Annotated in this window: 25 protein-coding genes, 1 tRNA gene and 1 riboswitch; of the genes, 12 read left to right on the plus strand and 14 right to left on the minus strand. The window is 45.3% G+C overall.

The window, feature by feature from the left end; all coding sequences use genetic code 11:
• The first annotated feature begins 26 nt into the window (after nucleotides 1-26).
• Entirely contained in the window at nucleotides 27-1430 is a 1404-nt protein-coding gene (gene purB, locus ACHZBG_RS04660; RefSeq protein ID WP_320128285.1) for an adenylosuccinate lyase, read from the plus strand.
• A gap of 88 nt (nucleotides 1431-1518) precedes the next feature.
• Nucleotides 1519-2256: an SDR family oxidoreductase gene (locus tag ACHZBG_RS04665; RefSeq protein ID WP_320129228.1), complete on the plus strand. Its 738-nt coding sequence runs from the start codon at nucleotides 1519-1521 to the stop codon at nucleotides 2254-2256.
• 57 nt (nucleotides 2257-2313) lie between these two features.
• On the opposite strand, the gene ACHZBG_RS04670 is transcribed toward ACHZBG_RS04665, so the two are convergent.
• Genes ACHZBG_RS04670 through ACHZBG_RS04680 form a run of 3 tightly spaced genes read right to left on the minus strand, consistent with a single transcriptional unit; the run spans nucleotide 2314 to nucleotide 4814 of the window.
• The gene (locus ACHZBG_RS04670) at nucleotides 2314-2934 is read right to left on the minus strand and encodes a VTT domain-containing protein (protein ID WP_320128286.1); all 621 of its coding nucleotides are present in this window, start codon (nucleotides 2932-2934) and stop codon (nucleotides 2314-2316) included.
• Complete coding sequence (locus ACHZBG_RS04675) at nucleotides 2931-4112, minus strand: alanine--tRNA ligase-related protein (protein WP_320128287.1); 1182 nt, start codon at nucleotides 4110-4112, stop codon at nucleotides 2931-2933. Before ACHZBG_RS04675 ends, ACHZBG_RS04670 begins: the two co-directional genes overlap by 4 nt.
• Nucleotides 4113-4124: 12 nt before the next feature.
• Nucleotides 4125-4814: a trimeric intracellular cation channel family protein gene (locus ACHZBG_RS04680; protein WP_320128288.1), complete on the minus strand. Its 690-nt coding sequence runs from the start codon at nucleotides 4812-4814 to the stop codon at nucleotides 4125-4127.
• Nucleotides 4815-4859: 45 nt separating this feature from the next.
• Here ACHZBG_RS04680 and ACHZBG_RS04685 point away from each other — a divergent pair, with 45 nt between their 5' ends.
• Nucleotides 4860-5459 carry a DUF6657 family protein gene (locus ACHZBG_RS04685; RefSeq protein WP_320128289.1) on the plus strand — a complete coding sequence of 200 codons (600 nt, stop codon included), beginning with the start codon at nucleotides 4860-4862 and terminating at the stop codon, nucleotides 5457-5459.
• A gap of 376 nt (nucleotides 5460-5835) precedes the next feature.
• On the opposite strand, the gene ACHZBG_RS04690 is transcribed toward ACHZBG_RS04685, so the two are convergent.
• The 4 genes from ACHZBG_RS04690 to ACHZBG_RS04705 form a co-directional block, all read right to left on the minus strand.
• On the minus strand, nucleotides 5836-7125 hold the full coding sequence (locus ACHZBG_RS04690) for a malic enzyme-like NAD(P)-binding protein (RefSeq protein WP_320128290.1): 1290 nt from the start codon (nucleotides 7123-7125) through the stop codon (nucleotides 5836-5838).
• Nucleotides 7126-7138: 13 nt separating this feature from the next.
• Nucleotides 7139-8281: an Ldh family oxidoreductase gene (locus ACHZBG_RS04695; protein ID WP_320128291.1), complete on the minus strand. Its 1143-nt coding sequence runs from the start codon at nucleotides 8279-8281 to the stop codon at nucleotides 7139-7141.
• A gap of 9 nt (nucleotides 8282-8290) precedes the next feature.
• Complete coding sequence (locus tag ACHZBG_RS04700; protein WP_320128292.1) at nucleotides 8291-9076, minus strand: DeoR/GlpR family DNA-binding transcription regulator; 786 nt, start codon at nucleotides 9074-9076, stop codon at nucleotides 8291-8293.
• 160 nt (nucleotides 9077-9236) lie between these two features.
• Nucleotides 9237-9869 (minus strand): hypothetical protein, encoded by a 633-nt coding sequence (locus ACHZBG_RS04705; RefSeq protein WP_320128293.1) that lies wholly within the window; start codon nucleotides 9867-9869, stop codon nucleotides 9237-9239.
• 97 nt (nucleotides 9870-9966) lie between these two features.
• Here ACHZBG_RS04705 and ACHZBG_RS04710 point away from each other — a divergent pair.
• Nucleotides 9967-10038: transfer RNA gene (locus ACHZBG_RS04710), tRNA-Cys, on the plus strand.
• Nucleotides 10039-10301: 263 nt separating this feature from the next.
• Here ACHZBG_RS04710 and ACHZBG_RS04715 read toward each other — a convergent pair.
• The 5 genes from ACHZBG_RS04715 to ACHZBG_RS04735 form a co-directional block, all read right to left on the minus strand.
• Nucleotides 10302-11015, minus strand: a complete 714-nt coding sequence (locus ACHZBG_RS04715) for an ABC transporter ATP-binding protein (protein ID WP_320128294.1) — start codon at nucleotides 11013-11015, stop codon at nucleotides 10302-10304.
• Nucleotides 11012-11851 (minus strand): ABC transporter ATP-binding protein, encoded by an 840-nt coding sequence (locus ACHZBG_RS04720; protein WP_320128295.1) that lies wholly within the window; start codon nucleotides 11849-11851, stop codon nucleotides 11012-11014. The genes ACHZBG_RS04715 and ACHZBG_RS04720 overlap by 4 nt, the downstream gene beginning before the upstream one ends.
• Nucleotides 11848-12981: a branched-chain amino acid ABC transporter permease gene (locus ACHZBG_RS04725; RefSeq protein ID WP_320128296.1), complete on the minus strand. Its 1134-nt coding sequence runs from the start codon at nucleotides 12979-12981 to the stop codon at nucleotides 11848-11850. The genes ACHZBG_RS04720 and ACHZBG_RS04725 overlap by 4 nt, the downstream gene beginning before the upstream one ends.
• Before the next feature lie 3 nt (nucleotides 12982-12984).
• Complete coding sequence (locus ACHZBG_RS04730; protein WP_320128297.1) at nucleotides 12985-13866, minus strand: branched-chain amino acid ABC transporter permease; 882 nt, start codon at nucleotides 13864-13866, stop codon at nucleotides 12985-12987.
• A gap of 112 nt (nucleotides 13867-13978) precedes the next feature.
• Nucleotides 13979-15145, minus strand: a complete 1167-nt coding sequence (locus tag ACHZBG_RS04735; protein WP_320128298.1) for an ABC transporter substrate-binding protein — start codon at nucleotides 15143-15145, stop codon at nucleotides 13979-13981.
• Between the two features lie 604 nt (nucleotides 15146-15749).
• Here ACHZBG_RS04735 and ACHZBG_RS04740 point away from each other — a divergent pair.
• On the plus strand, nucleotides 15750-16316 hold the full coding sequence (locus tag ACHZBG_RS04740) for a hypothetical protein (RefSeq protein ID WP_320128299.1): 567 nt from the start codon (nucleotides 15750-15752) through the stop codon (nucleotides 16314-16316).
• 405 nt (nucleotides 16317-16721) lie between these two features.
• On the opposite strand, the gene ACHZBG_RS04745 is transcribed toward ACHZBG_RS04740, so the two are convergent.
• Nucleotides 16722-17747 carry a LacI family DNA-binding transcriptional regulator gene (locus tag ACHZBG_RS04745; protein ID WP_320128300.1) on the minus strand — a complete coding sequence of 342 codons (1026 nt, stop codon included), beginning with the start codon at nucleotides 17745-17747 and terminating at the stop codon, nucleotides 16722-16724.
• Between the two features lie 164 nt (nucleotides 17748-17911).
• On the opposite strand from ACHZBG_RS04745, the gene ACHZBG_RS04750 reads away from it, so the two are divergent.
• The 4 genes from ACHZBG_RS04750 (at nucleotide 17912) to ACHZBG_RS04765 (ending at nucleotide 22025) form a co-directional block, all read left to right on the plus strand.
• Nucleotides 17912-18838, plus strand: a complete 927-nt coding sequence (locus ACHZBG_RS04750; protein WP_394699325.1) for a carbohydrate ABC transporter permease — start codon at nucleotides 17912-17914, stop codon at nucleotides 18836-18838.
• Nucleotides 18835-19683, plus strand: a complete 849-nt coding sequence (locus ACHZBG_RS04755; RefSeq protein ID WP_320128302.1) for a carbohydrate ABC transporter permease — start codon at nucleotides 18835-18837, stop codon at nucleotides 19681-19683. Before ACHZBG_RS04750 ends, ACHZBG_RS04755 begins: the two co-directional genes overlap by 4 nt.
• 43 nt (nucleotides 19684-19726) lie before the next feature.
• Nucleotides 19727-21007, plus strand: a complete 1281-nt coding sequence (locus ACHZBG_RS04760; protein ID WP_320128303.1) for an extracellular solute-binding protein — start codon at nucleotides 19727-19729, stop codon at nucleotides 21005-21007.
• 475 nt (nucleotides 21008-21482) lie between these two features.
• On the plus strand, nucleotides 21483-22025 hold the full coding sequence (locus tag ACHZBG_RS04765; protein WP_320128304.1) for a hypothetical protein: 543 nt from the start codon (nucleotides 21483-21485) through the stop codon (nucleotides 22023-22025).
• Here ACHZBG_RS04765 and ACHZBG_RS04770 read toward each other — a convergent pair whose 3' ends face one another.
• Nucleotides 22026-22184, minus strand: coding sequence for a hypothetical protein (locus ACHZBG_RS04770; protein WP_320128305.1), 159 nt, complete (start codon nucleotides 22182-22184; stop codon nucleotides 22026-22028).
• Between the two features lie 86 nt (nucleotides 22185-22270).
• Here ACHZBG_RS04770 and ACHZBG_RS04775 point away from each other — a divergent pair, with 86 nt between their 5' ends.
• The 3 genes from ACHZBG_RS04775 to ACHZBG_RS04785 all read left to right on the plus strand — a co-directional run bounded on the left by ACHZBG_RS04775 (nucleotide 22271) and on the right by ACHZBG_RS04785 (nucleotide 26130).
• Nucleotides 22271-22849: a hypothetical protein gene (locus ACHZBG_RS04775; RefSeq protein ID WP_320128306.1), complete on the plus strand. Its 579-nt coding sequence runs from the start codon at nucleotides 22271-22273 to the stop codon at nucleotides 22847-22849.
• 500 nt (nucleotides 22850-23349) lie between these two features.
• The gene (locus ACHZBG_RS04780) at nucleotides 23350-23877 is read left to right on the plus strand and encodes a hypothetical protein (protein ID WP_320128307.1); all 528 of its coding nucleotides are present in this window, start codon (nucleotides 23350-23352) and stop codon (nucleotides 23875-23877) included.
• Between the two features lie 89 nt (nucleotides 23878-23966).
• Nucleotides 23967-24139, plus strand: a riboswitch (cobalamin riboswitch).
• Between the two features lie 83 nt (nucleotides 24140-24222).
• The gene (locus ACHZBG_RS04785; protein ID WP_320128308.1) at nucleotides 24223-26130 is read left to right on the plus strand and encodes a TonB-dependent receptor domain-containing protein; all 1908 of its coding nucleotides are present in this window, start codon (nucleotides 24223-24225) and stop codon (nucleotides 26128-26130) included.
• Nucleotide 26131 lies beyond the last annotated feature (1 nt).

Below are 26131 nucleotides of genomic sequence, written 5' to 3' on the forward strand. Positions count from 1 at the left end.
TAAAGTTTGGCATAAGTGAGGCATTTATGACCGGTTATACCCATGACACGTACATCTCTACGTTTACTTGGCGATATGGAAGCGATGCAATGCGTTCCATTTACAGTGAAGAACACAAACGGAAATTGCTCAGAGAGGTCTGGATTGCGTTGGCTACGGCTCAACGTGATGCAGGCCTTGTCACTGAAGAACAACTTTGTGAACTGATTGCCCATAAAGATGACATTGATATTGAACGTGCAAGCGAGATTGAAGCTGAGATTCATCATGATCTGATGGCAGAGATCAAGACATATGCCGAACAATGCCCGAAGGGTGGAAGCATCATCCATCTCGGGGCTACCAGCATGGATATTTTGGATAACATGGATGCCCTGAGACTCAAACAGGCCCTGTCCCTTACCATCGAGAAAACAAAAACCTTGCTGCAGACTTTCATTGACAAAATGGATATCTATGCAGACAAAGCTTGTATGGCATTTACTCATATACAACCTGCTGAACCGACAACCGTCGGGTATCGTTTTGCCCAGACAGCCCAAGACTTGATTGCCGACCTCGAGGCTTTGGAAGCAGTAGAGGCCTCGATCAGGGGAAAAGGTATGAAGGGGGCTGTGGGAACCTCAGCCAGCTACAGGGAATTGTTGCTTGGTACCGGAATGACCCCTTTTGCAATGGAAGAGAAAGTGATGGCCCAATTGGGAATAAAATCCTTTACGGCAGCCACTCAAGTCTATCCTCGCAAACAAGATTGGCGAGTAGTCAGCACTCTTAGCGGGCTTTGTTGCACTCTCTACAAGTTCTTTATCGATTTCAGGATTTTACAGAGCCCTCCCATCGGGGAATGGAGCGAACCCTTCGGGGCCAAGCAGGTAGGCTCCTCTGCCATGCCTTTCAAACGAAACCCAATCAATAGCGAAAAAATTGACAGTCTTTGCAGATTTGTCTCTTCCCAAAGTGAAGTACTCTGGCAGAATGCTGCCTCTACTTTGCTCGAAAGAACCCTGGACGATAGTGCCAACCGTCGGTTTGTCCTTCCCGAATGCTTCCTGTCCGTCGATGAAATTCTCATGACCGCGACAAAGGTCGTAAGCGGTATGCAAATACATGAGACTGGGATCAAGAGGAATCTCGATACCTATGGACTCTTTGCCGCAAGCGAACGTCTTATGATGGAATTGGGACGAAGAGGAGCCAACAGACAAGAGATGCATGAGTTGATTCGCAACCATAGCTTGAAAGCTTGGACGGAAGTCCAGGAAGGAAGGGCAAATCCGCTTGCAGACTCCTTGAAGTCCGATCCTGTGGTCCTGAGCTACATGAGCGAAGAGGAAGTACTTGCTTCCCTTGATGCCGAGGGTTATGTGGGCGATGCCCCTATGCGCACTCGTCTTGTCATTGCAGAGGCGAAAGCAGCCCTGCTAAAATAGATTGTCCAGGGGTGTCGGGCCCTTGCCGGCACCTAGGCAATATTAGAGAAGTTACAAAGGGGATATAAACATCAAACCAATAGCCCTGATAACAGGAGTCAGCAGAAAAATTGGAATAGGCGCATCGATTGCAAGGACCTTGGCCAAAGCTGGCTGGGACCTGGCCTTAACTTATTGGCAACCTTATGATGCTACCATGCCCTGGGGTAGTAATCCCAGGGAAGTCGAGTCACTCGTGAAAGAACTCAAGGACCTGGGTGCAAATATATTTATCATTGAAGCTGATTTATCCGATGTCCAGACTCCCTCAAGGGTGATACAGCAAACAACCCAGTCCCTTGGAACTATCACGGCGCTCATACTTTCCCATTGTCACTCGGTTGATAGTGATATCCAAACAACTACCAAAGAGAGTTTTGATCTCCATTTTGCAGTAAATACCAGAGCTACCTGGTTATTGGTTCGCGACTTCAGCGGCCAGTTTTCCAGTGAGTTTGGGACAGGACGTATCATAGCTATCACAAGCGACCACGTTGCACACAATTTGCCCTATGGGGCAAGCAAAGGGGCGTTGGACCGGATTGTGTTGGCGGCAGCCGAAGAAAACCGAACGAAAGGAATAACTGCAAACGTGATCAACCCAGGGGCAACCGATACAGGGTGGATGCAAGAAGAACTTATGACAAATATAAAGGATGCGACGTTTCTCAATAGGATAGGCAGGCCTGAGGACTGTGCAAACCTTGTTGAATTTCTCTGTTCTGAAAAAGGCGGATGGATAAATGGTCAGCTCATCTACAGCAATGGGGGCATCAGATTCCAATAACCCATTGGTAATGGGATAACAGTTCAATATTCTCCAGAAAACAAGACTATAAAGTCCTTATCCAAGAATCGAGGAATAGATGAGGTAGTAGATTGCCATCCTGACGAAACGAATCTGGCAAGCAGCAAAAACTGGCAATGGTTTCAACTTCAGAATCCCTGCTATACAGCATATTGTAGAGAAAGGAAGTGGAGTCAGTCCGGAAATGACAATTGCCCAGATTCCATACTTTCTGAGAATCTTCTCCGAATCATCTCCTGCCAGACGAAGCGTCAAATTCTTGATAAACGGAATCAACCCGATGAGCCTTCCCATCAGGTAGGCACTATAGGCTCCTGCCATGGAACTCACGCCCATGACAAGAATTGCTGTCATTGGATGCCAGGAAAGCACAAAAGGCCACATCATATCCGGCGACAAGGGCAGAATGAGCAGGTCTACCAGATAGACAAAGATAACCACTCCTTTCATACCAAAATCGTTGATGAATTTCTGAATGGAAACGGAATTGCTGAATGTCTTCAAATGCATCAAATGGATAACAAAGAAAATCAATAACAGAAACGTAGCTGACGCAAGGACTGTCTTGAAAAGCAACTGCTTGAAATCCAGGGTGCCATCCTCAAGCATCAGGCTTTCTTTGGAAAATATTCTTTTCAGTCTTTCGAATACCTTCATAAAAAATTCCTGAAAGACTTGAAGAACTCAGCAGCTTTCCCCTTCCCTGCACCTTGCCAAACTGGGGGCCGTCCCCCTCCCTTACCTTCAATAGGAGCAAGCAAGGAACTCCTTACCTGATTGAAATCAAGAAAGAGTGCAGCTTTTCCTCCAAGGGCGACCAACCAAAGCAACCTGTCCCCCTCTTCTTTCGCTGCACAGAGTGCCAAATCAGGAAAGGAAGCAAAAGCCTGGGAAACCTGCTTGAAATCCAAGTCCTCAGGCACTTCCCAGAAAACCAGGGGAATTCCATCTTTCATTTCTGCTGTCTGCACCAGAGAGGCAAGCAAGACTTCGGCAAGTCGTTGCTCTTTTCTTTGCAACAAGGATCTATCCTGTGAAGCCTGACGCAGAGAGGCTTCTGCCACTTCCACAAGAGTCTCCCTCTGTGCCGAATAAAGAGAACAGAGGGAAGCAACGATACGGCGATTTTCCCGTATTTCTGCCAGCGCCTCGATTCCTACGGAAAATATCAGGCGAATATGACCACGGAGTTTTTCCTGGGAAACATATTGGAACAAGCCCACTTCACTGGTGTTGGCAGTATGCAAGCCTCCACAGGCAATGGTATCGATGTCATCGACAACAACCAGACGAATTCCGTCACCTTGGACCTTTATGGAACGACGAAGACCAAGAGCTTCCGCCTCTTTATGAGTATGCACTTCATAATGCACTGCATGAGCTTCCCCGATGGCCTTGTTCACTGCATCCTCTATCTGGTAGCAACGAGACTCCTCAAGATAAGAGGCATCAGTCTCGATGGTCAGTAGTTTTTCCCCTTGGTGTACGCTTACCGTGCCAATTTTGAACTGGGAATACAGGACTCCACTGGCAATATGCTGAGATGTATGCATACGCATGTAGTGATATCGATGAGGCCAATCGAGTGTAAGGGTTACTTGGTCCCCTACCGAAAAAGAAGGATCCTTGACCTTATGAAATATCTGTTTCTTGTCATCCTTTACCGTATCGAGCAAAGGGCATCCTCCGAGAACACCTCGGTCCCCGGGTTGCCCTCCTCCTTCAGGATAACAGATGGTCTGATCCAGAATTACACCTTCCTCACCAAGAGCAAGGACCTTGACTTCCAAGGTCTGGAGATACGGCTGTTCATAATACATTGCTCTTGTTGTCATTGAAAATCCTTTTTAATTTTGCATGGTCAAATGGTCGTCAACTGGCAAAGCGGTTTTTGCCACGGGAAGATGAAATTTATATCTGATGGCCAAGAGCCTGATAAAGAGCACTACAAAAGTACAAACCAGGAATCTGCCCAACAAGCCCAAGGGAGTATATTCCAGGGACAGATACATAATTCCTCCGATAAAGGAAGCGGTTGCATAAAAATCGCTTACAAGAACAGTGGGGATAGATCTAGTCATGATGTCCCTGATAACCCCACCACCGACAGCGGAAAACACTCCGCATAGAAGCTGACCTACCGGGCCAATACCATACATCGATCCCTTTGCAACCCCAAGAGCCGTAAAAACGCCCAACCCGATCGCATCCAAAAACAGGATGACTCTCCATCGGCCCACAAATATGGGAGCAAGAAAAAATACCACGACACCTGCAGAAGCACATACAATAATGTAAGCACTATTGGACAAGGCGGCAACCGGAGTTGCCCCGATGAGGATATCGCGAAGCATGCCACCACCGCAACCTACTGTACAGGCCAGTACGATGACTCCCAGAAAGTCCAATTTGCAACGAACGCCCTTGACCGCCCCGGTTATTGCAAAAACAAGCGTACCGAAAATATCGAAGGCATAGATAATTGATTGTTCCATTTCCATATCGGGAAGCGTATCATCAAAACCAGACTTGTCCAAGAAGGGTATTATGGGTATCTTAGTAAAAGTTGCAAGGAGAACATGATGGCACTCATAAAATCAGCATGGGAAATCGCTTTGGAAAAGACAGAAACATTGCAGGTAGATTCCCAGAAAATCAAACACGACCTAAAGATCAAGGAAGGACGTCAGCTTGCCGCTGCCTTTCTTATGGATATAGATGTTACCAAAGAAGAGACAGCAGAGAAATTGGCCTCGTATACCGGTGAAGACAAGACCCTTATACAGGAAGGCATGGCTCTTACCCTGCTTGCAAACTTGATGTTACCCCGGACTTCCAATTTCCAGGATAATTTCGCAAAGGTAGCTGCGCTTGCTTCGATTATCAAACCGGACGATGCAGAACTTTCTGACCTCATGGGACAGATGGAAGGATTCTTTTCCCAATATTTCAAGAACCAAGAAGACTTGATTGACCGAATGAAACAACAATTCGGCCCGCAACTAGAACAAAAACAGGCTCAGATGAGAGCGCAATATGGCTCTGACTTCGTAATCAGACCTGAACAAGACCCTGAATTCATGAAACTATTGGACAAGAATCTCTCTCAGCTCGATGCCCAGTACAACAATATCCTCACCCAGGCAAAGGAGCAACTCAAGACGTTACTCATTGTAGAGTAAAAAGATTTTATTTGAAATAGTTGCCTAGCTTTTCGCAAGTAGGAAATAAAGGCCACTCTTATAAAGGGTGGTTTTTTTGTGGTTCACCGGATATTCTTCAGTAGGAAAATATCGGTTGCCAAACTTGAACTGGGAAAAAGAAGTCAAAGAACTTAAAATTCCTTGCAGAACGCAAAAAGAAGTGAAAAATATTTGAGTTGTTGCCATAATAATTTCACTTGTTTGAGAACAAATCAAAAATACTCTACGCCAATAGAGTATTTTAGTTCAAAATAATGCTGGATCATTGGTCTACATGAAAACATCAAGAGACGACAAAAGAAAAGGCCACCATGGTTTTCACCCTAGCGACCTTTTCTTTTATCCATACACGATATCAGTTCCAGTATTTTTCCATCCGTTTTACCAAGGACAGCCTATAGGCTTCCCAATCAGTAATTGGATGCAAGGCAACACCTTCTTCACAAGCTGCTTTCGCAACTGCGACAGCCTCATATTCGATGACCCGGGGATCAAACGGCTTGGGCACGATGTAATTACGACCAAAACTGAATTTCACTCCACCATAGGCTTTTGAAACTGACTCAGGAACTGGTTCCTTGGCCAATTTGGCCAAAGCCAGGGCTGCGGCCATCTTCATGCCTTCGGTTATCTTTGAAGCCCTTACATCCAAGGCACCACGGAAAATAAAGGGGAAGCCCAGAACATTGTTTATCTGGTTCGGATAATCGCTTCTGCCGGTTGCCATGATGAGATCTTTTCGAGTGGCAATGGCTACATCATAGGCAATTTCAGGATTGGGGTTGGCCATGGCAAAGACAACGGGATCCTTGGCCATGGAAAGTAGCATCTCGGCTGTTACGCAGTCGGCAACAGAGAGTCCCATGAAGAAGTCGGCTCCCACCATGGCCTCTGCAAGAGTCCTTACATCACGCGCAGTCGCAAATTCTTGTTTCTCGGTGGTCATCCCGGCGGGCCTGCCCTTGTAGATGACGCCCTTGCTATCACACATGACAATACGCTCACGCTTGACACCGGCAGATACAAACATCTTTGCACAGGAAATACCGGCAGCACCGGCTCCATTGACTACAACCTTGACTTCGGAAAGTTTTTTCCCAACGACCTCACAGGCATTCATCAATCCTGCCGTTGCGATGATAGCAGTCCCATGCTGGTCATCGTGGAAGATTGGAATTGGGCATTGCTTGATTAGTTCCTGTTCAATCCTGAAACATTCGGGTCCCTTGATGTCCTCAAGGTTCACTCCGCCAAAAGTCGGACAGAGAGCTTTCACGATCTGAATGACCTTCTCGGGATCTTTCTCATCTACTTCGATATCGAATACATCGATATCGGCAAATCTCTTGAACAAGACACCCTTTCCTTCCATTACAGGCTTGCTGGCCAAAGCCCCTCGGTCACCAAGACCCAGGATTGCCGTGCCATTGGAAATGACAGCAACAAGATTTCCTTTGGAGGTATACTTGTAGGCATCCTCAGGATTCTCTTCAATGGCCAATACGGGCTTCGCAACCCCTGGTGTATAGGCAAGACCCAAATCATCTGCTGTTTGGCAGGGTTTGGTAGGAACTACGCTTACCTTTCCGGGAACACCATCTAGGCAGTGGTAGGCCAGTGCCCTTTCTTTCAATTCATCGCGCATATCTGACTACTCCTTATTTATTCTCAAAATCCCAATGATAATCCATCTTGAATCGGTCTCGAAGCGTTACCATAACCTTCTGCAAGGAGGGAGGAACCGGGCAACCATGTTCCAAACGGTACTGGTAAGCAAGATATTCTTTCTCTCCGGCAGTGAAAATATAGTCTTCACCAGGAGCTTTCTCACTTGCACGTAACTGGCGGCAAATGGTTCCGGCAATACGCTTGAAAGTCTCAAGCCCCATGAAATGCTCAGGATCGATGGCAATGAAGAAATGCCCAAGAGGATACGGAATCGGCTTGTGATTCTCATCAAAACCATTGAGCGCTTTCATCCAGGCACCATCTTGCAAGGCAGCGCAAAGAATTTCCACGACTGTTGCATACCCGAAGCCTTTGTAGCCACCGGTCATATCCCCAATGCCCCCGAGCGGAGTAAGGGCAGCTTGTCCCGTGGTAAGATCAACCAGGACTTGCTTCGTATCGGTTCTGGTCTTTCCCTCATGATCGATGACCCATCCTGGAGGGAGTTCTTTTCCTGCCCTTCCATAGACTTCAATCTTTCCTCTCTGGCTTACGGATGTAGCACAGTCGAGAACAAAGGGGAAGGCTTCATCAGTAGGAAGCCCAAAGGTAAGGGGGTTTGTCCCGAGCATATTTTCCACACCAAAGGTTGGTGCGATGGAGGGACGGGCATTGGTACCGGTAACACCGATCATTCCGGCCTGGGTTGCCATGGTTGCATAATATCCGGCAATTCCATAGTGGTTGGAATTACGTACGACGACCATTCCCATGCCATATTTCTTGGCTTTCTCGATGGCCATGTCCATGGCCTTCTTTCCGACTACATGCCCCATTCCATTATGTCCATCGAGAACTGCGGTTGCATCCTGGTCCTTGACAACCTCGATGTTGGTAATGGGATCCATGATGCCAATGTCAATGCGATCTATATAGATAGGTTTGAGTCGGCCGATTCCATGGCTGTCAATTCCACGCTTATCGCTTTCGATAAGGACATCTCCAATGATCTTGGCATCAGATGCGGGAATTCCTGCATGAACCAAGGCATCTACCATGAACTTCTCAAGTTCAGGAAAGTGAATCCAAGCACAATCTGCGTAATGGTCGGCGTATTCATCCAAAAACTTCATATGATCCTCCTAAATTTTTTCTTCAGCTATCAATACTTGCAAACCTTCAGGGGTTTCCATTTGCTCGATTATATGACCGCCATTTTGGTCGGTCACCAAGACATCCACTCTGTCCAGGGATACTGTCTTGAAGTTCGAGACAACCCCTATTTTGTTTCCACAGGCAACGACGATGACCTTTCCTACGGTATGTTCAATCATGGCTCGGGTGGTCTCTGCCTCTTCAAGTACCGGGGTCGAAAGCCCTGCGGTAAGAGAAAATCCATCAACCCCTATGATTGCTTTATTTGCATATACTTCAGATACGATATAGGACGAAAGTGAACCTGATACGGAATGGGAACGGGGACGATAGACACCACCTGCGAGGATGAGCCTGATTTGTTCCTGCTCCTTGCAAAGCCAGATGGCATCGATGTTATTGGTTACTATGGTGACTTTTTTTCCGAGGGCAACGATTGCCCTGATGGCCTCAAAGGTCGTGGAACCGCTGTTCACGTACAGCGTATCCCCTTCCTCAATCAAGGTTGCGACCAATTTCCCTATTGCTTCCTTTTCGTCAGGGAATTCCGAGGCTTTCTGCAGATAATCAGGTTCAACAGGAAGATTTCTTCTGGCAGCAGCTCCCCCATGTGTTCGTTCAACCAGGCCATCCTTGGCCATTTGGTCAAGATCCCGACGTATGGTAAGTTCACTGACTTCCAGTTCCCCGGCAAGGTCGGCAACATTCACCGTTCCGTTCTTGTTGATAAGGGAAAGGATGTATTGGTGCCTTCCTGCAGGAATAGTCGACATAGAAGCTCCTTGAACGTTTTTGAACATTTACCTATGAACACTTTCATAATATAATCATAAACATTCAAATGTCAACAAAATGCTTACAGCTTTTCCTTTTTTGCATAAAAAAACCTGCATTACACACAAATGCAGGTCACACGTTGAAATTTAGATTTTCCTAGAAATAGACAACCGGGTTGTAGACTGTATATCCTGGATAATAGCGAGCATGCCGGAATGCAAAACTCGAACCAAAAGAAAAGCCTACATAGGGAATGACGTCCCCTGACAATCCTGATACCCTGGAATTATTTACAATATGCAGGAAGGCAACATTTGAGTAGGCTCCCACGATAAATCCACAATCCCATCGTTCATTGCCGGCAAACCTGAAACGAGCACCGAGATCGAGACCAAGCCCGAGCTGCTGTTCTGTATTATTTGCTATATCATCTGTTCCTGTCAGTGTATAGGAAGGTCCTACCGAAAGGAAACCAATGACGCCACCGGCAAGAATGGTCGTGAAACTAGGCCCCGTGAAAAGAGATATTCTCAAAAAATTCGGGGTTGCATCAAGAGAAAAGGATATCGCCATTTTGGTTTCCAAGCCGATATCAGAACCATTGGGGAAGACAAACCAAGAGAAATCATAGCCCAGGGCATCCGTCTGCCCGGAAGTGAGCGTCAAGCTTGAGTTATAGGGATAATCATAGATCACCGAGGAATTCGCCCAGGTTTCCGGAGCAGCAGCAAAAAGCCCCGTTCCCAGAAACAATAACAGCAATGAAATGACCAACATATGCTTCTTCATGAAAAATCTCCTTCTTTGGCAAGACTCAGATAGTTCTCAACAATTTCCTCTTGATTATCATTAAATATTCTGTTATGGTCAACTGTACGAAATTCATGGTGCCATACCCAAGTGGTAAGGGAAAGGTCTGCAAAACCTTGATGCATCGGTTCGAATCCGATTGGCACCTTTTAAAGAAGGCAACTCCAATTTTATGGAGTTGTTTTTTTGTCCGAAAAGCAGGACATGGAAACGCACTGACAGGTCTTGCTATGATTCTTAACGTAAGAATTGCACAACATCTTTGCAAACCGAAAACTCTTAGCCCAAATAATAAAAGATGGCTGTCTAGCCATCTTTTATTATGGGATAGGTTTAAGGTCTCTAGCCTGACATACAGACAATGAGATGTTTGATATAAATTGGCAAGGAAAATACCTGACCCTAGTTCTCCTATCTGGTCTTTCCCAGATAGGCAAACTTGATTGCCTCGTCCTCAAGCAATACCTTTCCAGGCCCGGTCATCGAGATGGTACCTGTTTCCATGACATAGCCACGGTCAGCAGTCCTGAGGGCGACGTTGGCGTTCTGCTCTATAAGCAGAACAGTTACCCCTGCCTCGTTGATCTTCTTGATGATCGAGAAAATATCCTTGACCACCAAGGGAGCCAGACCAAGGGAAGGTTCATCCATCATGATCACCCTGGGGTTGGCCATCAAGGCACGCCCTACGGCAAGCATCTGCTGTTCCCCTCCCGAGAGAGTTCCCGCCAACTGCCAGTGTCGTTCCAAAAGCCGGGGAAAGAGACTATAGACCTTCTCAAGATTCGGTTGCACGGTCTTTTCATCTTGCAAGTAGGCGCCGATCTTCAGATTCTCCAAGGTGGTCAGGTTCGGAAATACCCTTCTGCCCTCGGGAACCAAGACAATTCCCTTCTGGACAATCTTCTGGGTATCGAGGCCATTGATTACCTCCCCATCATAGACAATGGTTCCCTTGGTAATGGGAACCAATCCCATGAGGGAACGCAAGGTAGTGGACTTCCCTGCCCCATTGGCCCCGATGAGGGTAACAATCTCATGCTCATTGACATCGAAGGAGATACCATCGAGAGCGACGATACCACCGTAACAAACTTTCAGGTCACGTATTTCTAACAGGCTCATACTTCTTCAACTCCCAGATAGGCTCTGATTACAGCCGGATCGTTTTGGATTTCCTTGGGATTTCCCACGGCGATTGTCTTGCCATAATCGAGTACATAGATCTTGTCGGAAATATCCATGACCAGATTCATATGGTGTTCTATCAAAAAGATCGTCAGGTCGAACGTTTGCTTGATCTCCTGGATAAACAAGGCAAGTTCCTCGGTTTCCTTGGGATTCATACCTGCTGCCGGTTCATCGAGCAACAGAAGTTTGGGCCCGGTAGCCAAGGCCCTGGCGATTTCCAGACGACGCTGTTTTCCATAGGGCAAGGAAGAAGCCTTCTCATTGCGGTGTTCACTCAGGCCAACCGTTTCGAGCAAGGTATCGGACTGTTCATGCATCGCCTTCTCCTCTGCCTTGTTGAGCATGAAGGTAGAGCGAAGCAAGCCTGCCTTGATATGGCAATGCTTGGCAATCAAGACATTTTCGAAAACCGTAAGTTCCTTGAACAACCTGATATTCTGAAAAGTTCGGGCCATACCCAGATACGTAATCTTATCGGGAGTATTGACCACCTGCTTCTCAGAGAGGGTCTTATAGCTTCCGTTATAGATCTTTTTCATCTTCGACCGGGGATAATTCTCGCCGATCACCCGGTTGTCGAAGGAGACCGCCCCGTTAGTCGGGGAATAGACTCCGGTAATTACATTGAAAGCCGTAGTCTTGCCGGCCCCGTTGGGTCCGATGAGGGCAACGATCTTTCCGGTAGGTATCTCGATATTGAGGTCATCAACGGCAACAACACCACCAAATTGCATGGTCAGATGATCAGTCTTCAAAAGGATGTCGCTCATTTGGCACCCCCTTCAGCCTTTCTTTTTTTGCCAAAGAATGCAAATAACCGATCCCAGCTGAATTCATTGCTGCCCATCAACCCTCTGCGGTATACCAATACCACGACCATCAAGAGAATGGAGAAGATGATCATTCTGAAACCAGTCCTGAAAAGAGGAACTTGCCAACCGAAAAGATTCAAGGGTTGGTCAAAGAACCTCAACCACCACTCCTTGGAAGCTGTTACCAAGAAGGCACTAAGGATGCTACCGGTGACACTTCCTATACCGCCGATGACAACGATAAGAAGGATGTCGTAGGTCAGGGAGATGGAGAAGGTCTTCGCCTCGATGGAACGCATGTACATAGCAAGCAAGCCACCGGCAAGCGCAGAGAAAAAGGAACTGACAACAAAGCTCATCTCTTCATGCTTGAAAAGATTTATTCCCATGGCCTCTGCGGCGATCTCGTCCTCGCGAATTGCCTTGAAGGCCCTTCCGTAGGAGCTCTTGATCAAGAACATCATGAACGCTACGCAAAGGGCGACAATGACAAACGGCGTTACCAGGGAAGGAACCAAGCCACCGAACATCGCCGGGAAGGTCGGAATCTTGTTCAACCCGTAGGAACCATTGGTGACCTGGTCCAATTCAGGGGCAGAAAAGATTGCACGCACGATTTCCGAGAGTCCCAGGGTAGCAATGGCCAGATAATCACTCTTCAACCTGAGTACGGCAATACCCACCAAGGCAGCAAGCAAGGCAGCAAACAAGGCTCCGAGCAGCAAGGCAATGAAGGGAAACAAACTCTGGAACCATGCAGGAGAATTGGCGACCATGATCTTGAATCCCCTGATCGCCGGGCTGACTCCATTCATATAGTAGACACCGTCAAGATTCTTGACAGGAATTAGCAAGATAGCGGTTGTATAGGCACCGATGGACATGAAGCCTGCCTGTCCGAGGCTGAACAACCCGGTAAACCCGTTGAGCAAGTTCATGGAGACCGCGACCAGGGCAAGGATTGCACTTTTCTGCAGAATGGAAATCAACATCCCGTTGCCCGATTTATGGAAACTCAGCCAGTAAAGGAGAGCAACCAATACGACAGAGGAAACAATAGTGAGTATGGTGTTTCGTTTTACTTGCATAGGTTATACTTTCTCCACGGTTTTTTCGCCGAACAGTCCGGTCGGTCGGACAAGGAGCATTACGATTAATAAAAGAAAGGTGAAGGCATCGGAGAACGTCGAGTACCCAAGGGCAACAAGCAACGTTTCCACGATACCGATGAAAAAGCCACCAATGACGGCCCCTGGGATATTCCCGATACCACCGAAGACAGCGGCAACGAAACATTTGAGGCCAGGCAGGGTTCCCGAAAAAGGTGTCACGGACATTCGATCAGTAAAATAAAGGATGGAACCAACAGCGGCCAAAAAGGAACCGATGGCAAAGGTGATGGAAATGACTCCATTGATATTTATTCCCATGAGTTTCGCTGTTTCGAAGTCCTTGCTGACGGCACGCATTGCCATGCCTGTCTTGGTCTTGTTCACCAATATCATTAAAAGGATTACAAGGATGATGGTAATGATGGGGGTAAGCAAGGTAACAAAGGAAGCACTGAGTTCCCCGAGATGATAAATTTTCTTGAGAAACGGAATTTCAGGATACCCACGGGGAATTGCAGTAAACAGATAGGTAGCCAAATTCTGCAAAAGATAGGAGACACTGATGGCGCTGATCATGATGGACATCCGAGGAGCACTTCTCAACGGTTTGTAGGCTATTCGCTCAATGCCAACTCCCATCAGGGTAGTCACTACCAACGTTACAATGATAGCAATGGGCCAAGGCAAGCTGGCTAGGGAAAAAATCATGAAATATCCGGCCATCATAAAGATATCGCCATGGGCGAAATTGATCAGACGAAGAATACCATAGACCAAGGTGTAGCCTATGGCAATCAGAGCATACGCTCCTCCAAGTGAAATTCCCGTCAAGCAATGTTGCAGGATTGTTGTCATACTCATCCGAAAGTCTCCCTACCCACAATTATTAATATCTTGCAGTTAATAATTATACAAAAAGAACAAGAAATATCCGGGGCGGTAACCGCCCCGGAAGGCTTATGCAGGATCCAGTTTATTTTACGCTGACAGTCTTGAGGAACTTGAATTGTCCGTCCTTGACGATCTTGATAAAAGCCATATCCTTGGCCGCATCACCATTGGCATCAAAGGCAATGGCACCGGTTACGCCTTCGATCTTTACACCGACCAGGGCATTGCGAATAGCTTCACCCTTGGTGGAATTTGCAGTCTCGATAGCCTTGAGGGCAACGAGATAGGCGTCATAACCAAGAGCGGAAACAGCAGGAATAATCTCAGGCTGATTGTTTTCTTTCAGGAAGGCAGGGAAATCCTTGATGAATTTTGCAGCTTCGGCAGTAGCAGGTTTTGCACCATCAAAGAAGGTAGAGAGAACAACGCCTTCGGCACTTGCCCCTGCATTCTCGATGATCGAGGAATTTTCCCAGGTATCACCAGCCATGATCTTTGCTGTAATTCCAAGTTCACGAGCCTGCTTGATGATAAGCGGAGCGGTGGCAATGGAGGATGGAGCAAAAACAACTTCAGGATCGGCGGCCTTGATGTTGGTCAAGATTGATTTGAAGTCAGTGGTGTTGGTCTGGAAACGCTGTTCACTGACCACTTGGCCACCGAGGGCTGTGTAGGCTTTGCTGAAGAAGTTTCCAAGACCTGAGGAGTAATCATCACCGAGTTGTGTGATGATAGCGGCCTTCTTTGCCCCTTCTTGCCAAGCATAGTTGGCCATGACGGTTCCCTGGAAAGGATCGAGGAAACATACACGGAAATAATAGTCATTACCCTGGGTTACCTGGGGGTTGGTGCAAGAGGCACCGATGGCAGGAATCTTGTTGTCCGCGAAGATATCGCCGGCAGCAATGGATACGCCTGAGCCATAAGAACCAAGGATTACGGAGGCGCCGCTGCTGATAAGGCTCTGGGCTGCACTCACTGCTTCAGTCTTGTCCGATTTATTGTCGGCCTCGACGAGTTTTACCGTATAGGTTTCGCCATTGATGGTTACGGTTGGATATACTTTATTCGCATATCTCATGCCCAGGACTTCCTGGTATCCACCACCACCATTTTCACCGGTCTGTGGTTCAAATACCCCGATAACCACTTCTTTTTCCTTGGTCAGTTTCTCTTCTGAATTGCCATTGGCAAATACGAATGAGCAGGAAAGAAGAACAACCAACAAGCAAACAGTAATTTTCTTCATACAAACCTCTCCACACACGTAAGATGCTGTTATTATTGCCGAGAGTATTGTTTCTTTGCAACAAAAAACATACAGCATCAGCAAAATTCTTGACTCTTGGGCAATTCTTTGCTGAAAAATGGTTGCATTTCTTATTTATCACACCAATAAAGGTTGCATAAAAAGACATTGAATAGCGAAACCAGAGGAAAATTCCTGCATTTTCCATCTTCCAAAATAAACCTTATATCTAAGGAATAGAGATACAAACATCAAACTAAACGTGAAAGGCATGTACAAACTTAGGCAAAACTTATCACGTAACTTGGTTATTCAGAGAACCTACTTTGTACCAGAAAACTAACAAAAGGGATTATTTCCTAAACATATCACGTAAACTTATGCGCATTTGTCATATGTTTGCAATATAGTCAATATTATTAATTCTTTATATTATATATATTAATAATTTTTTTTAATTTTTTTTAATATTTTAATAAAAATTATTTTTTTTGTATTGACATAAGTCTTCATTCTGCGTATTATCAAAGTGTGCTCAGGGAAAGAGCAATCGAATGAAAAGAAGCTTGCATAGGAGCTTGGAGCTCCCTAAAGGAAGAAAAAAATGAAAAAGACTATTGCTATCTTGCTTGTAATGACAATGGCGTTGGTTGGGGTATTTGCTACTACTGCAGCAATGCAAGTAACGACAGTTGTTGCTGAAAAAGCTAACGTGAAACTTACTGCTTATTCAACTACAGGATTATTGACTGCAACATCAACTTTGGCAGCTTTTGATGCTTTGACGGCACTTGGTGCTACGGCTCCTGTTACGGTAGGGAAAACTGCTGTTGATGTATATACACCTGTTGCTAATCTGAATTTCTTCAGTAACCAAACTGCTGCATTCACAACTACCTTTACGGCAAAAAGCATGTATGTTACAGGTACAAGTACTAGCACAAGTAGAATTGATTATACCGTGAAGGTTGGTGATACATCACCAGTATCACTTCTTTCTACAGATGCAGGCACGGCAGCATCAAGTTCTATCGAGTTAAAAGGTGTAACAACAGCTGGATCAGTAGCTGGAACGTTGCCAATCGCAGTTAAAGTAGTTGATGCGGATTGGGATGCAGCAGCTCAAGGCACTTACGTTGGTGATATTACCTTTACCTTCACCGCTGTATAAACTTTGTAATAATCAAATTCATTTAATTATGGAGCTACCTTTAACTAGGTAGCTTTTTTTGTTTTGGTAACAAGCAAGAAAATAACAGCATACTGTCCACACTATATACCGTCTTGATCATGTTGTTGGTTTGTTTCAGTGGCTTCTAGGAGATAAAAAAGGGGACATACAAGACGATACTTTCCATTCTGAAGTGAATCATTTTATTGAACGCTCTGAACATCGGTATCTGCACCACAGGGCTTCCCAAGAGCCGCAACCATTGTTTGAGGCCGCCCCTTATAAATTGTCTGTCTGAGCTTCCTTGCCTTGAGAGACAACCTTAACCTTTACAAAATTATCTTAGTTGGCTTTGCTATAAAACAAATCATATGAATGAAAAAGGATGAATACAATCATCTTTTTCTATGCCTTCCCAATCTCCCTCGTACTCTCTCTCACCATCAATAAGGTAGGGATGGTTACTTTGCGAGGCAGGCGTCCATTCTCTGCTATCCTGGAATTAAGAAGCTCCACTGCTGCCTGAGCTATGTCCTGCATGGGAATCCGTACCGACGTCAAGGGAGGATCAACGTACTTGACCGAGGGAAGATCATTGAATCCAACGATGCTCATATCGTCAGGCATATGTATCTCAGCCTCATGGAACCTGGTCATCACCCCGATTGCCATAGTGTCATTCGCACAGAACACGGCACTGGGCCTAACTGATTGTTGCAAAAGTTTACCGGCAAGCAAGAATCCCTGGTTGAAGGAAAGGTTATCCCCTTCAAGTAACAAGGATTCAGTATCAAGGCCTTTGGCCTTCATGAATGAACAGTAAATTTCCTTCCTTGTATCGCTCCCCTTACCACCACAGTCCCCGATTACCTTACCACCGATGAATGCAATATCCCGGTGCCCCAGCTCATATAAATAATCCAGAGCCTGGAGCGTCCCTATCCAGGCATCGGCAAGTACGGAATCGAAACGGGAAGGATCAGGACAAGAATCAATAAAAACAATCCTGTCCGTATAGGCAGTGAACTTCTCGATCTGCTCGACTGTGAATCTCCCAATGGCAATCATCCCGTCGATCGCATTGTTCATGGAAGGGACATACTCCCCGTCTATGGAAATAAACTTGAACGTATCGATATTATTCTTCGACAACTGCTTCTCGACGGTTGTCATCAAATAAAGATAATAAGGGTCCTCAACCAGGGCAGCCCCGTTGTACCATTCGACAATGGCAATAGTACGGCGATTTGCCTGGTCTTTCTTAACGCGTTTCCGTTGGGACAACGGAGCGTAATCCAATTCCTCCGCAATTGCCAGCACCCTCAGTTTCGTCTCATCACTGACACTCAAACTGACATCATGGTTGAGAACCCGAGAAACGGTTGAAGAAGAGACTCTTGCCTTGTTTGCGATATCCTTGATTGTTGCCATATCTACCTTACTATCAGAAAAATGTCATCTACCAACTACCGCTATGGCTCGTCAGTATCATTTAATACAATCCTAATATATGTTCAGTTCCCAAACAAGTAAAAGTTCATTATTCTTTTAGTAAAGTTTAGTAAACTTTACTTGACAGATAGTAATTAGGCTTTATGCTAATAAAAAGAACAATGGTAACTAACCATACCAGAAAAATCAGGGAGCCGAAGACAATGAAGAAATCCCATTTTCTTGACAGCAAGAAAACAGCGCAATACATATTCATTCTTCCCAGCATCTTGGTCTTTTGTTTTTCAATTGCCATTCCGTTTATCATGGGAATCAACATTGCCTTTACCGATTGGAACGGAATTGCCCCCACTTATAATTATGTAGGACTGAAAAACTTCATCAGTTTCTTGCATGACCCACGAATCGTACAACCAATACAAAATTCCCTGAAATTTGCAGTACTGGGAACAATAGGCAGCAATGTGGTATCCCTGGGTCTCGCCTTGCTGGCTAATCAGAAAACAAAGGGAATGAAAAACTTTGCACGCATGGTTTTCTTCATTCCTGTCTGTTTCAGTTCAATCCTTACTGCTTTTATCTGGGGATTCATCTACAAGGAAGTCTTTTCCGAACTATTTCATATAAACAGCATGCTCGGCAATCCAGCCATGGTAATACCTGCCATTACGACAATGGGAATCTGGAATACCTCCGGTATCAACATGCTCATCTATCTTGCAGGACTCCAAGGAGTTCCCCGCGACCTGTATGAAGCAGCCCTCATCGATGGGGCAAACGTCTGGAAACGATTTTTGCATATTACCCTACCATTTCTGAATGCAGCCTTCACCGTCTGTTTCACCCTATCCCTGACCTCTTGGCTCAGAGAATTTGCAATGACCTTATCGGCAACAGGTGGTGGACCGGGAGGATCGTCCAGAACTATATCGATCTATATCTTCGAAAATCTATATCAATACAACAAAGCCGGATACGGTCAGGCCGTTGCCTTGTTCTTCGCAATTTTCCTCGGCCTTGTAGGAACCCTTGTCTCAAATTTCTTCAGGAAGCGGGAGATTGAACTATGAACCATACAAGAAACAAACGAAAGTCAATCCAAACAATCCTGCTGATACTCCTGACCCTCCTGTGCATGGCAGTTTGCTTATTTCCGATTTACATCGCCTTATTGACCTCCTTCAAGTCACCTCTGCAAATAGCAAATTCCATCATAGCCTTTCCCAAGCCACTCTATCTGAAGAATTACCTGACAGGACTTACCGAAAGCAACTTCCTTACTTCCCTGAGAAACAGTGCACTTGTTACGTTTCCCTCTGTCACGTTCATCGTCCTCATCGCCTCCATGGGAGGCTACACCATTGCCCGCAATGGAAAACGAACCCACAGTATCGGAGCAATGGAAAAAGTGTATCTCCTCTCGCTCATGATCCCATTCCAGATACTCATGATTCCCGTATATAAAATGTTCAAAACCCTTGGGCTACTGAATTCCCTGTTCGGGGCAGTCTTGTTTGAGATTGGGTACAGCATTGCCTATGCAACCTTCCTCTATATCGGTTTTGTAAAATCGGTGCCCAAGGAGCTGGAGGAAGCTGCGCTGTTGGATGGCTGCAACCCCTACCAGGTATTTGGAAAAGTTGTATTCCCGCTTTTGACACCTATCAGCTCAACCGTCGCTGCCCTGCATATGATGTGGATATGGAATGACTTCAATATCGCCCTGATTCTTTTGCAGAAAGACTCTGTCAGAACCCTGACAGTAAAACAATATTACTTCTTTGGTCAGTTTTCCTCGAACTATGGAATGGCCTTTGCCGCATCCCTCATTTGCATGACTCCCATTCTGCTCTTCTTCTTCCTCATGCAAAGGTACCTAGTCGACGGAATTACCGCAGGAGCAGTTAAATCCTAAAAGCTCATGATCACGCATTGAAAATAATAGGGAGGATCATCGCATGAAAAAAAGATTTTATCTGGTATTGTCGTTGTGCTTGCTTTCGACTATGCTTTTTGCAACCGGAACAAACGAGACAAACAAGACAAACGGAAATCAAGGTGAAACGAAGCAAGTTCAATTCACTTGGATGCACCACTTACAGGAAAAAGGAAAACAAGCCTGGGTAAACACTCTTGTCCAGAATTATGAAGTGGAACATCCGAACGTAAAAATCAACGTGGAATTGCTTCCTTCGGACCAGTACAACACAATGCTCAAGACCAGGATTGCCTCAGGGGATGCCCCTATGATCTTCGATCTGGGCAACCAACTGTTTAGCGAATTCGTTGATGCAGGGTATTGTGCGGATGTGTCCGATATGAAGGGCATGGAGAACTATGATGCTGCAACCATTGCACAAAGTACTGTCGATGGAAAAGTCTATGGCGTGTGCATCGACAAGAATGCCTACTGCATGTTCTACAACAAGGATATCTTTGAAAAGTATGGACTTTCAGTACCTACTACTACTTCTGAACTTACTGAAGTTTGCAAAGTATTGGAAGCAAACGGGATTACCCCGATCGCTGCACCTTTCTCCGAACTTTGGTGCCTTCGCTACTATGACATGGTCTTGACCGATGTACAGTGTTGCATGGACAACGAAAATTGGTTCAAGGAGAAAATGACCCAGCAAGTACCGTTCTCCGAAGACCAGGCCTTCAAGGATTGTGCAGAGATATTCTATAGTTATAAGCCATACTGGGGGAAAGATCCGTTTGGGACCAAATGGAATGATGCCATGAATATGGTCGCAACTGGAAAAGCCGCCATGACCCTCAACGGGTCCTGGGCAATCGATGGCATCATGGGGATCAACCCTGACGTCAGACTCGGCGCCTTTGCCTTCCCGACTTCCAAAGATTCTTCGGGAGCCGTCATGATCGTGAAACCAGGCAGTTCCTATTGTGTCTACAACAACACCAAGGAACCAGAGGTTCTCGCCGCAGCCAAAGACTTCTTCACCTATATGTCCTCGAAGGAATCTGCGACCTACTTTGCCCAGTATGCCCACGGCCTAACCGGCAGTGTCATCGACAGCAAAGTCGACATTGAGGCTCTCAACGATATCAATGCCTACAAGGGTGACAATCTGTATGTGCAAGCCAATCTGGTCGTATTTACCCCAGAGTTCCAGAACACTTTGTTCGAAACCCTGACCCAATATGCCATGAAAAACACATTCGACGTCAACGCTTTCTGCAAGGAACTCGATACTAAATACAAAGCACTGCAGTAAATTTCAGCTTTATCCAAAGACAGGCAACCTCCATTCGCCTTCAGGCGAACAATGAGATTGCCTGTCTTTCATTTTACCAATTCCCTATCTTAATTAAACGATCTTCCCTCTTCTACCAATTCTCCGATATAGCCTGACAATAGCCTGACAATGCAGCACTAGCCTTTATAAATACACCTACAGTACAAATAAACTTTTTTTCCTGATAACAAAAACAAATTCATTGAAAACAAATATATGTACCCATAGCCACATGATACTCATAAATTGCCAACACAAATGACATAAGAATTTTATCTAATAAATATATTATTTTTATGCATTGTATAACTATATCTTTCACTAATGATAATAATTCCTATTTATAGAGTATTTACTCCGGATTGAATTGACATATGTTTCATTCTTTTATAGTATAATTCATACAAGAACCATAGATACCAGAGGAGTTGAAATCTCCAAAAGGAATAATCATATGAAAAAAAATATTATAGCAATACTTTTAGCTACTTTTATAATACCTTCCTTCGCTTTGTTCGCAGCACTTCCGGCACCTTCCGACCTGTATCTCCTGACTTCCATCTCAGGAATAAACCTGATGAAAATAACCGAGAGTCAGTTCAACCCCTCCACGCCCAGCGTGTATGCCTTCAACAATGCAACCGCCAACCCAACAAATGAGACAGTGTCGACAGATACCGACGGGGATACCATTGCCTGGTTGAGTATCCTAACCAACAGGAGAACCGGTTTTACGGTGGAAATGACAGCCACCCCTCTTGTTTCAGCTGACACAGAAAACACCTATGAGATCAACTACATTGCAACAGTAGGCAGTGCAACCTACAACACGTCAGATGAAACGGGAACAAATTCCATTACTGAAGATTCCGGTATAGCAGGCCTTTCCGCTTTCAGTTATGCAATAGCAGTGGACCTTGATGACAATGAGTTTGCCATGGCTCTGGCAGATACCTATACAGGGACAATCACCTTCACCTATACCGCTAACTCTTAATTAACAGTAAAGGTATTCATTACCCAAAAAAGCAAAGGCCCAAGGATTCCAATCAGAATCATCTTGGGTTTTTCTGTTTATGGCAACCTCTTCAATATCTCCCAACGCCTTCCCCAGAAAAAAACCAAACGACAGGACATTACCTACCTTTCTCTTCATCCATTGACAAATCAATTTCCAGACTTGATTATTATTGTGTAGAAAATCATCAGGAGAGAAACACCACTTTCCAAAAGAAGAGCATAATGACAAAAAATCATCCCTGGATTTTCCTGACAATCATTCTCTTTCTCGGTGGACAAGCACTCTTCGCCGACGGTCTTCCCTCGTCTACAGGACTTGATCTCTGCGTGCCCATTCAAGGGACTAGCAACATCAAGATTACCGACGAGACCAACCATAATCTTTCCACTCATGATTTTGATACTGCTCCCATCTTGTCCGAATACACTGTCCAGGATGCCGAACAAACTGATACCATTGCCTATGTTCATGTAAAAACCAATAAAAGAAACAATTTCACGCTCACTATGACAGCTACTCCCCTTATCCAGGCCGAAAGCTCTTCCAGAATCGACTACACGGTATTTCTGGATTCCTCCTATCATTATGATACAAAATCATCAGAGAACAACCAGAACATCCTTACCGATGGTAATCAGGGGAACGGAACGACAGATCCATTCCCGGGAAATGGGTATGCCTATGGACTCTTGAGAGTCTTTTCCTATCCTGTCTCCATCGATTTGGAGGACCTCTCCTATGAGGCAGCCCTGGAAGGCACCTATGGCGGCACGATCACCTTCACCTATACATCCAATTAAAAATTGACCTAGCTTCTTCCAGCATAGCTAAAGATTCAAAAAACAAACGACACATTCATTCTTGTATAAAGGCAAGATCAAAACTTGTCAAAAACGCCTTTCCTCAAAACCAATGGCAAACAATGTTTTCCCTAAGTAAACTCTGACGAACTTCTTCGTCAGGAGAAGTGTACAGATACTTCGCTAACAGTACATAACATATGACTTAACTTATAATATAAAAAGATTTATGGAACAATAGCATTACCATTAAATTAAATATCTTCTCTCATTCTCATATCAAACAACATCCTATTGTCATATGTATGGAATATACAAAATACTTTTATTTATTTATTATATATATAATTAATAATATTTTAGAAAAAATTTTAATTATTTTATGATTTATTTATTACATCTATTGACATAAGTCTTCATTGTTTGTATTGTTAAGTCAAGTTCAGGAAAAGGACTTACAAAAATCTTGCATAGGAGCGAAACTCCTAAAGGACTACGAAATGAAAAAGAATATTATTGCCTTGATTGCCATAGCACTGATCGCCACTGCCGGGTTGTTCGCAACTGATAGCAAGACACTGGACCTCAATACCCATATTTCTGGTATCAACCTGATGTCGCTTTCATCAGTTCAACTTACGACCTCTACGGTAACTGCATATAACACGGCATTGGCAAGTCCTGTTTCCACGGCAACCCTAAACAGTTCAGCCGCTTCGGGAACCCTGGCTTATCTGAACATCCTGTCCAACAAGAGAACTGGCTTTACCGTAACAGTAACTGCGACTCATCTTGCAGGAACAAACGGAAATCCCTACACCATCGACTATAGCGTAACTGCCGGATCTGCTTCCTATGATACTTCAGCCTCCACCCATACAGGCAACACTCTCGCTCCTTCTGCTAACCTCACTGGCCTTACCGCCTTCAGTTATGCAGTATCTGCCGATCTCAATGATTCACAATATGCAGCAGCCCTTGAAGATACTTACACAGGAACAGTCACCTTCACCTACACTGCAAGTTAATATACGTACTACAAACTTTCATCTCCATGACTGAAAGCTATCCTAATCGGGTAGCTTTCTTGCTATATGTTGACCAAGCAAGAAACTTCCACTAGCATAAGGTTGCTGGTTCTGGAAAAACGGAACGGGGTGTGATTCCCCGACGGTCCCGCCACTGTAATCGATGATGAAAGCAGAGTTTACCATTGTCCTTGGGACGAGAAGGTCTGCAAGTAAATAGAATCGTAAGTCAGGAGACGTTTCCAGATTTAAATTCTTCGTGGAAAAAGAGACAGCTTAAAAGACGATTTCTGTATTTCCGTCACTCTTCCACGAAGAAAGCACACTTTTTACTGGAGGCCCTTCATGAAGAAGCGCGGAATCTTCTCACTGGTCTTGTTGCTTGCTGTCCTTACGACGCTTAGTGCACAGGATTACACAGACATCGGAACTGCCTACGAACTCGTCGTCTCAGACGCAGCCTTCGCAGAAGCAGAAACAAACAGTTCTTCGAGCGTTACTCTTATAACCTCTGATCAAATCAAAGCCTATGATGCCGAAACGACCGCTGAACTGGTTAACAAGGCAATAGGGACGACCTTCTCCTCTTATGGTGCCCTAGGCGCAGCCCAGAACGTCCAGATACGCGGGGCTAGTTCGGACAAAACCGCCGTATATCTTGATGGAGTTCCACTTTCCTCGGCCCATAACGGAGTCTATGACCTCTCATCCATCCCTGTTGGAATGATTGATCATATAGAGATAATCAAGAGTGGATCAGGAAACCTGGGAAGGACCAATGCCATCGGCGGTATGATCAACATCATCACCAAGAAAGGCGAAACCTCAGAGACCCCCTATACCCTCACCGTGGAGAATGGGTCTTTCCTCCCTCTCTCCTATGGGTCTGCAGATAAGCATAACTGGGCTTCCCTGGTTGATAGCCAGAAACTCGACCTCTCCTATTCAAACAATGTACAAGGACTTGGAGTATCGGCAAACTTGGGAGGAATTATTGCCCAGAATGCGTATACCTATGAAACCGATACAGATAGGGCTCTCAGGGAAAACGCAGGGGTATATAATTTACATGGCAACCTCAACCTAAACGGCACTGTGGGAGAAAACATTACTTTTCAATCAAACAACCTTGCTTTCTTCCAGAACCTTGAGGTTCCTGGAACAATTACCTGGGCATCTCCTTTTGATTACCAGAAGGACACCCAAGTCACGACAAACAATACAGTCACCTATGACAACCTTGACCTCGGTCCACTTCAAAGTTTGAAAATGACGTTGGCCTATACCTATGCCAAGACCTTCTTCCATGACGATGATAGCACGGACAGCACCCATAACAAGCACAAGGGATATGCCCAGATTGAACAGAACTGGAATTTAGGTGAAAACTATTCCTTGGTCACCGGTATCGACACAGCCCTTGACTATGTAGACAGTACCTCGATCGGGAAAAAACAGCGCGTTATGCCTTCTGGCTATGCCAATGGAAGCATCTATCTGCCTGGCGATCGTCTTTCCTTGCATCCGAGTATTAATGTTGCCTATATCAGCGACACAGAGGCCGTATCGCCAAATGCTTCCCTTGGGGCAATCTACCTACTCTCAGATAACGCCACGGCCAAGGCAACAGTCAGCTATGCCGAGAATGTACCGAATTTCAGTCAACTGTATTGGCCTCTCGAATGGGGCTATCATGGCAATGCTGACCTTGAAACAGAAAAAGGTATTAACGGCGACGCAGGATTCACCTACTCAATTGGACAGCTTTCTTATGAAGGGGGCTTGTTTGCCAGGGATATCTACAATGCAATTGCCGCAAACGCCGACGATAATTACGTTCCATATAATATTGCCCATAGCATGTATTTCGGAACCGAACAAAGTCTCAAACTTGCAATCGATACCTATTTCACCATGCAGGTAAGTTATCAATATAACAAGAGTTTTGACCTTTCGAATGGACAAACCGTTTCCGATAATGTTGAAGTCTCCACCGTACGAAAGCATACTGCAAAAACTTCGCTCACCTATAGCAACGATAGTCTTGATGCTACACTTTCAGGAGAATATTTGGGGAAAACCACCTATACCGATCCCATTGTCCTGGTTAACGTGAGTGTCAATGTACAGATTACCAAGGCACTGAAGACGTATGTTGCAATTGACAACCTGCTCAACTCTTCCTATGCCCTGTACACAGGGTATCCTATGCCAGGGACCAAGATCCGCCTCGGTGGATCCTGGAATTTCTGAT

Origin of the sequence: uncultured Sphaerochaeta sp. (assembly GCF_963676625.2) — a bacterium.
Taxonomy (GTDB): Bacteria; Spirochaetota; Spirochaetia; order Sphaerochaetales; family Sphaerochaetaceae; genus Sphaerochaeta.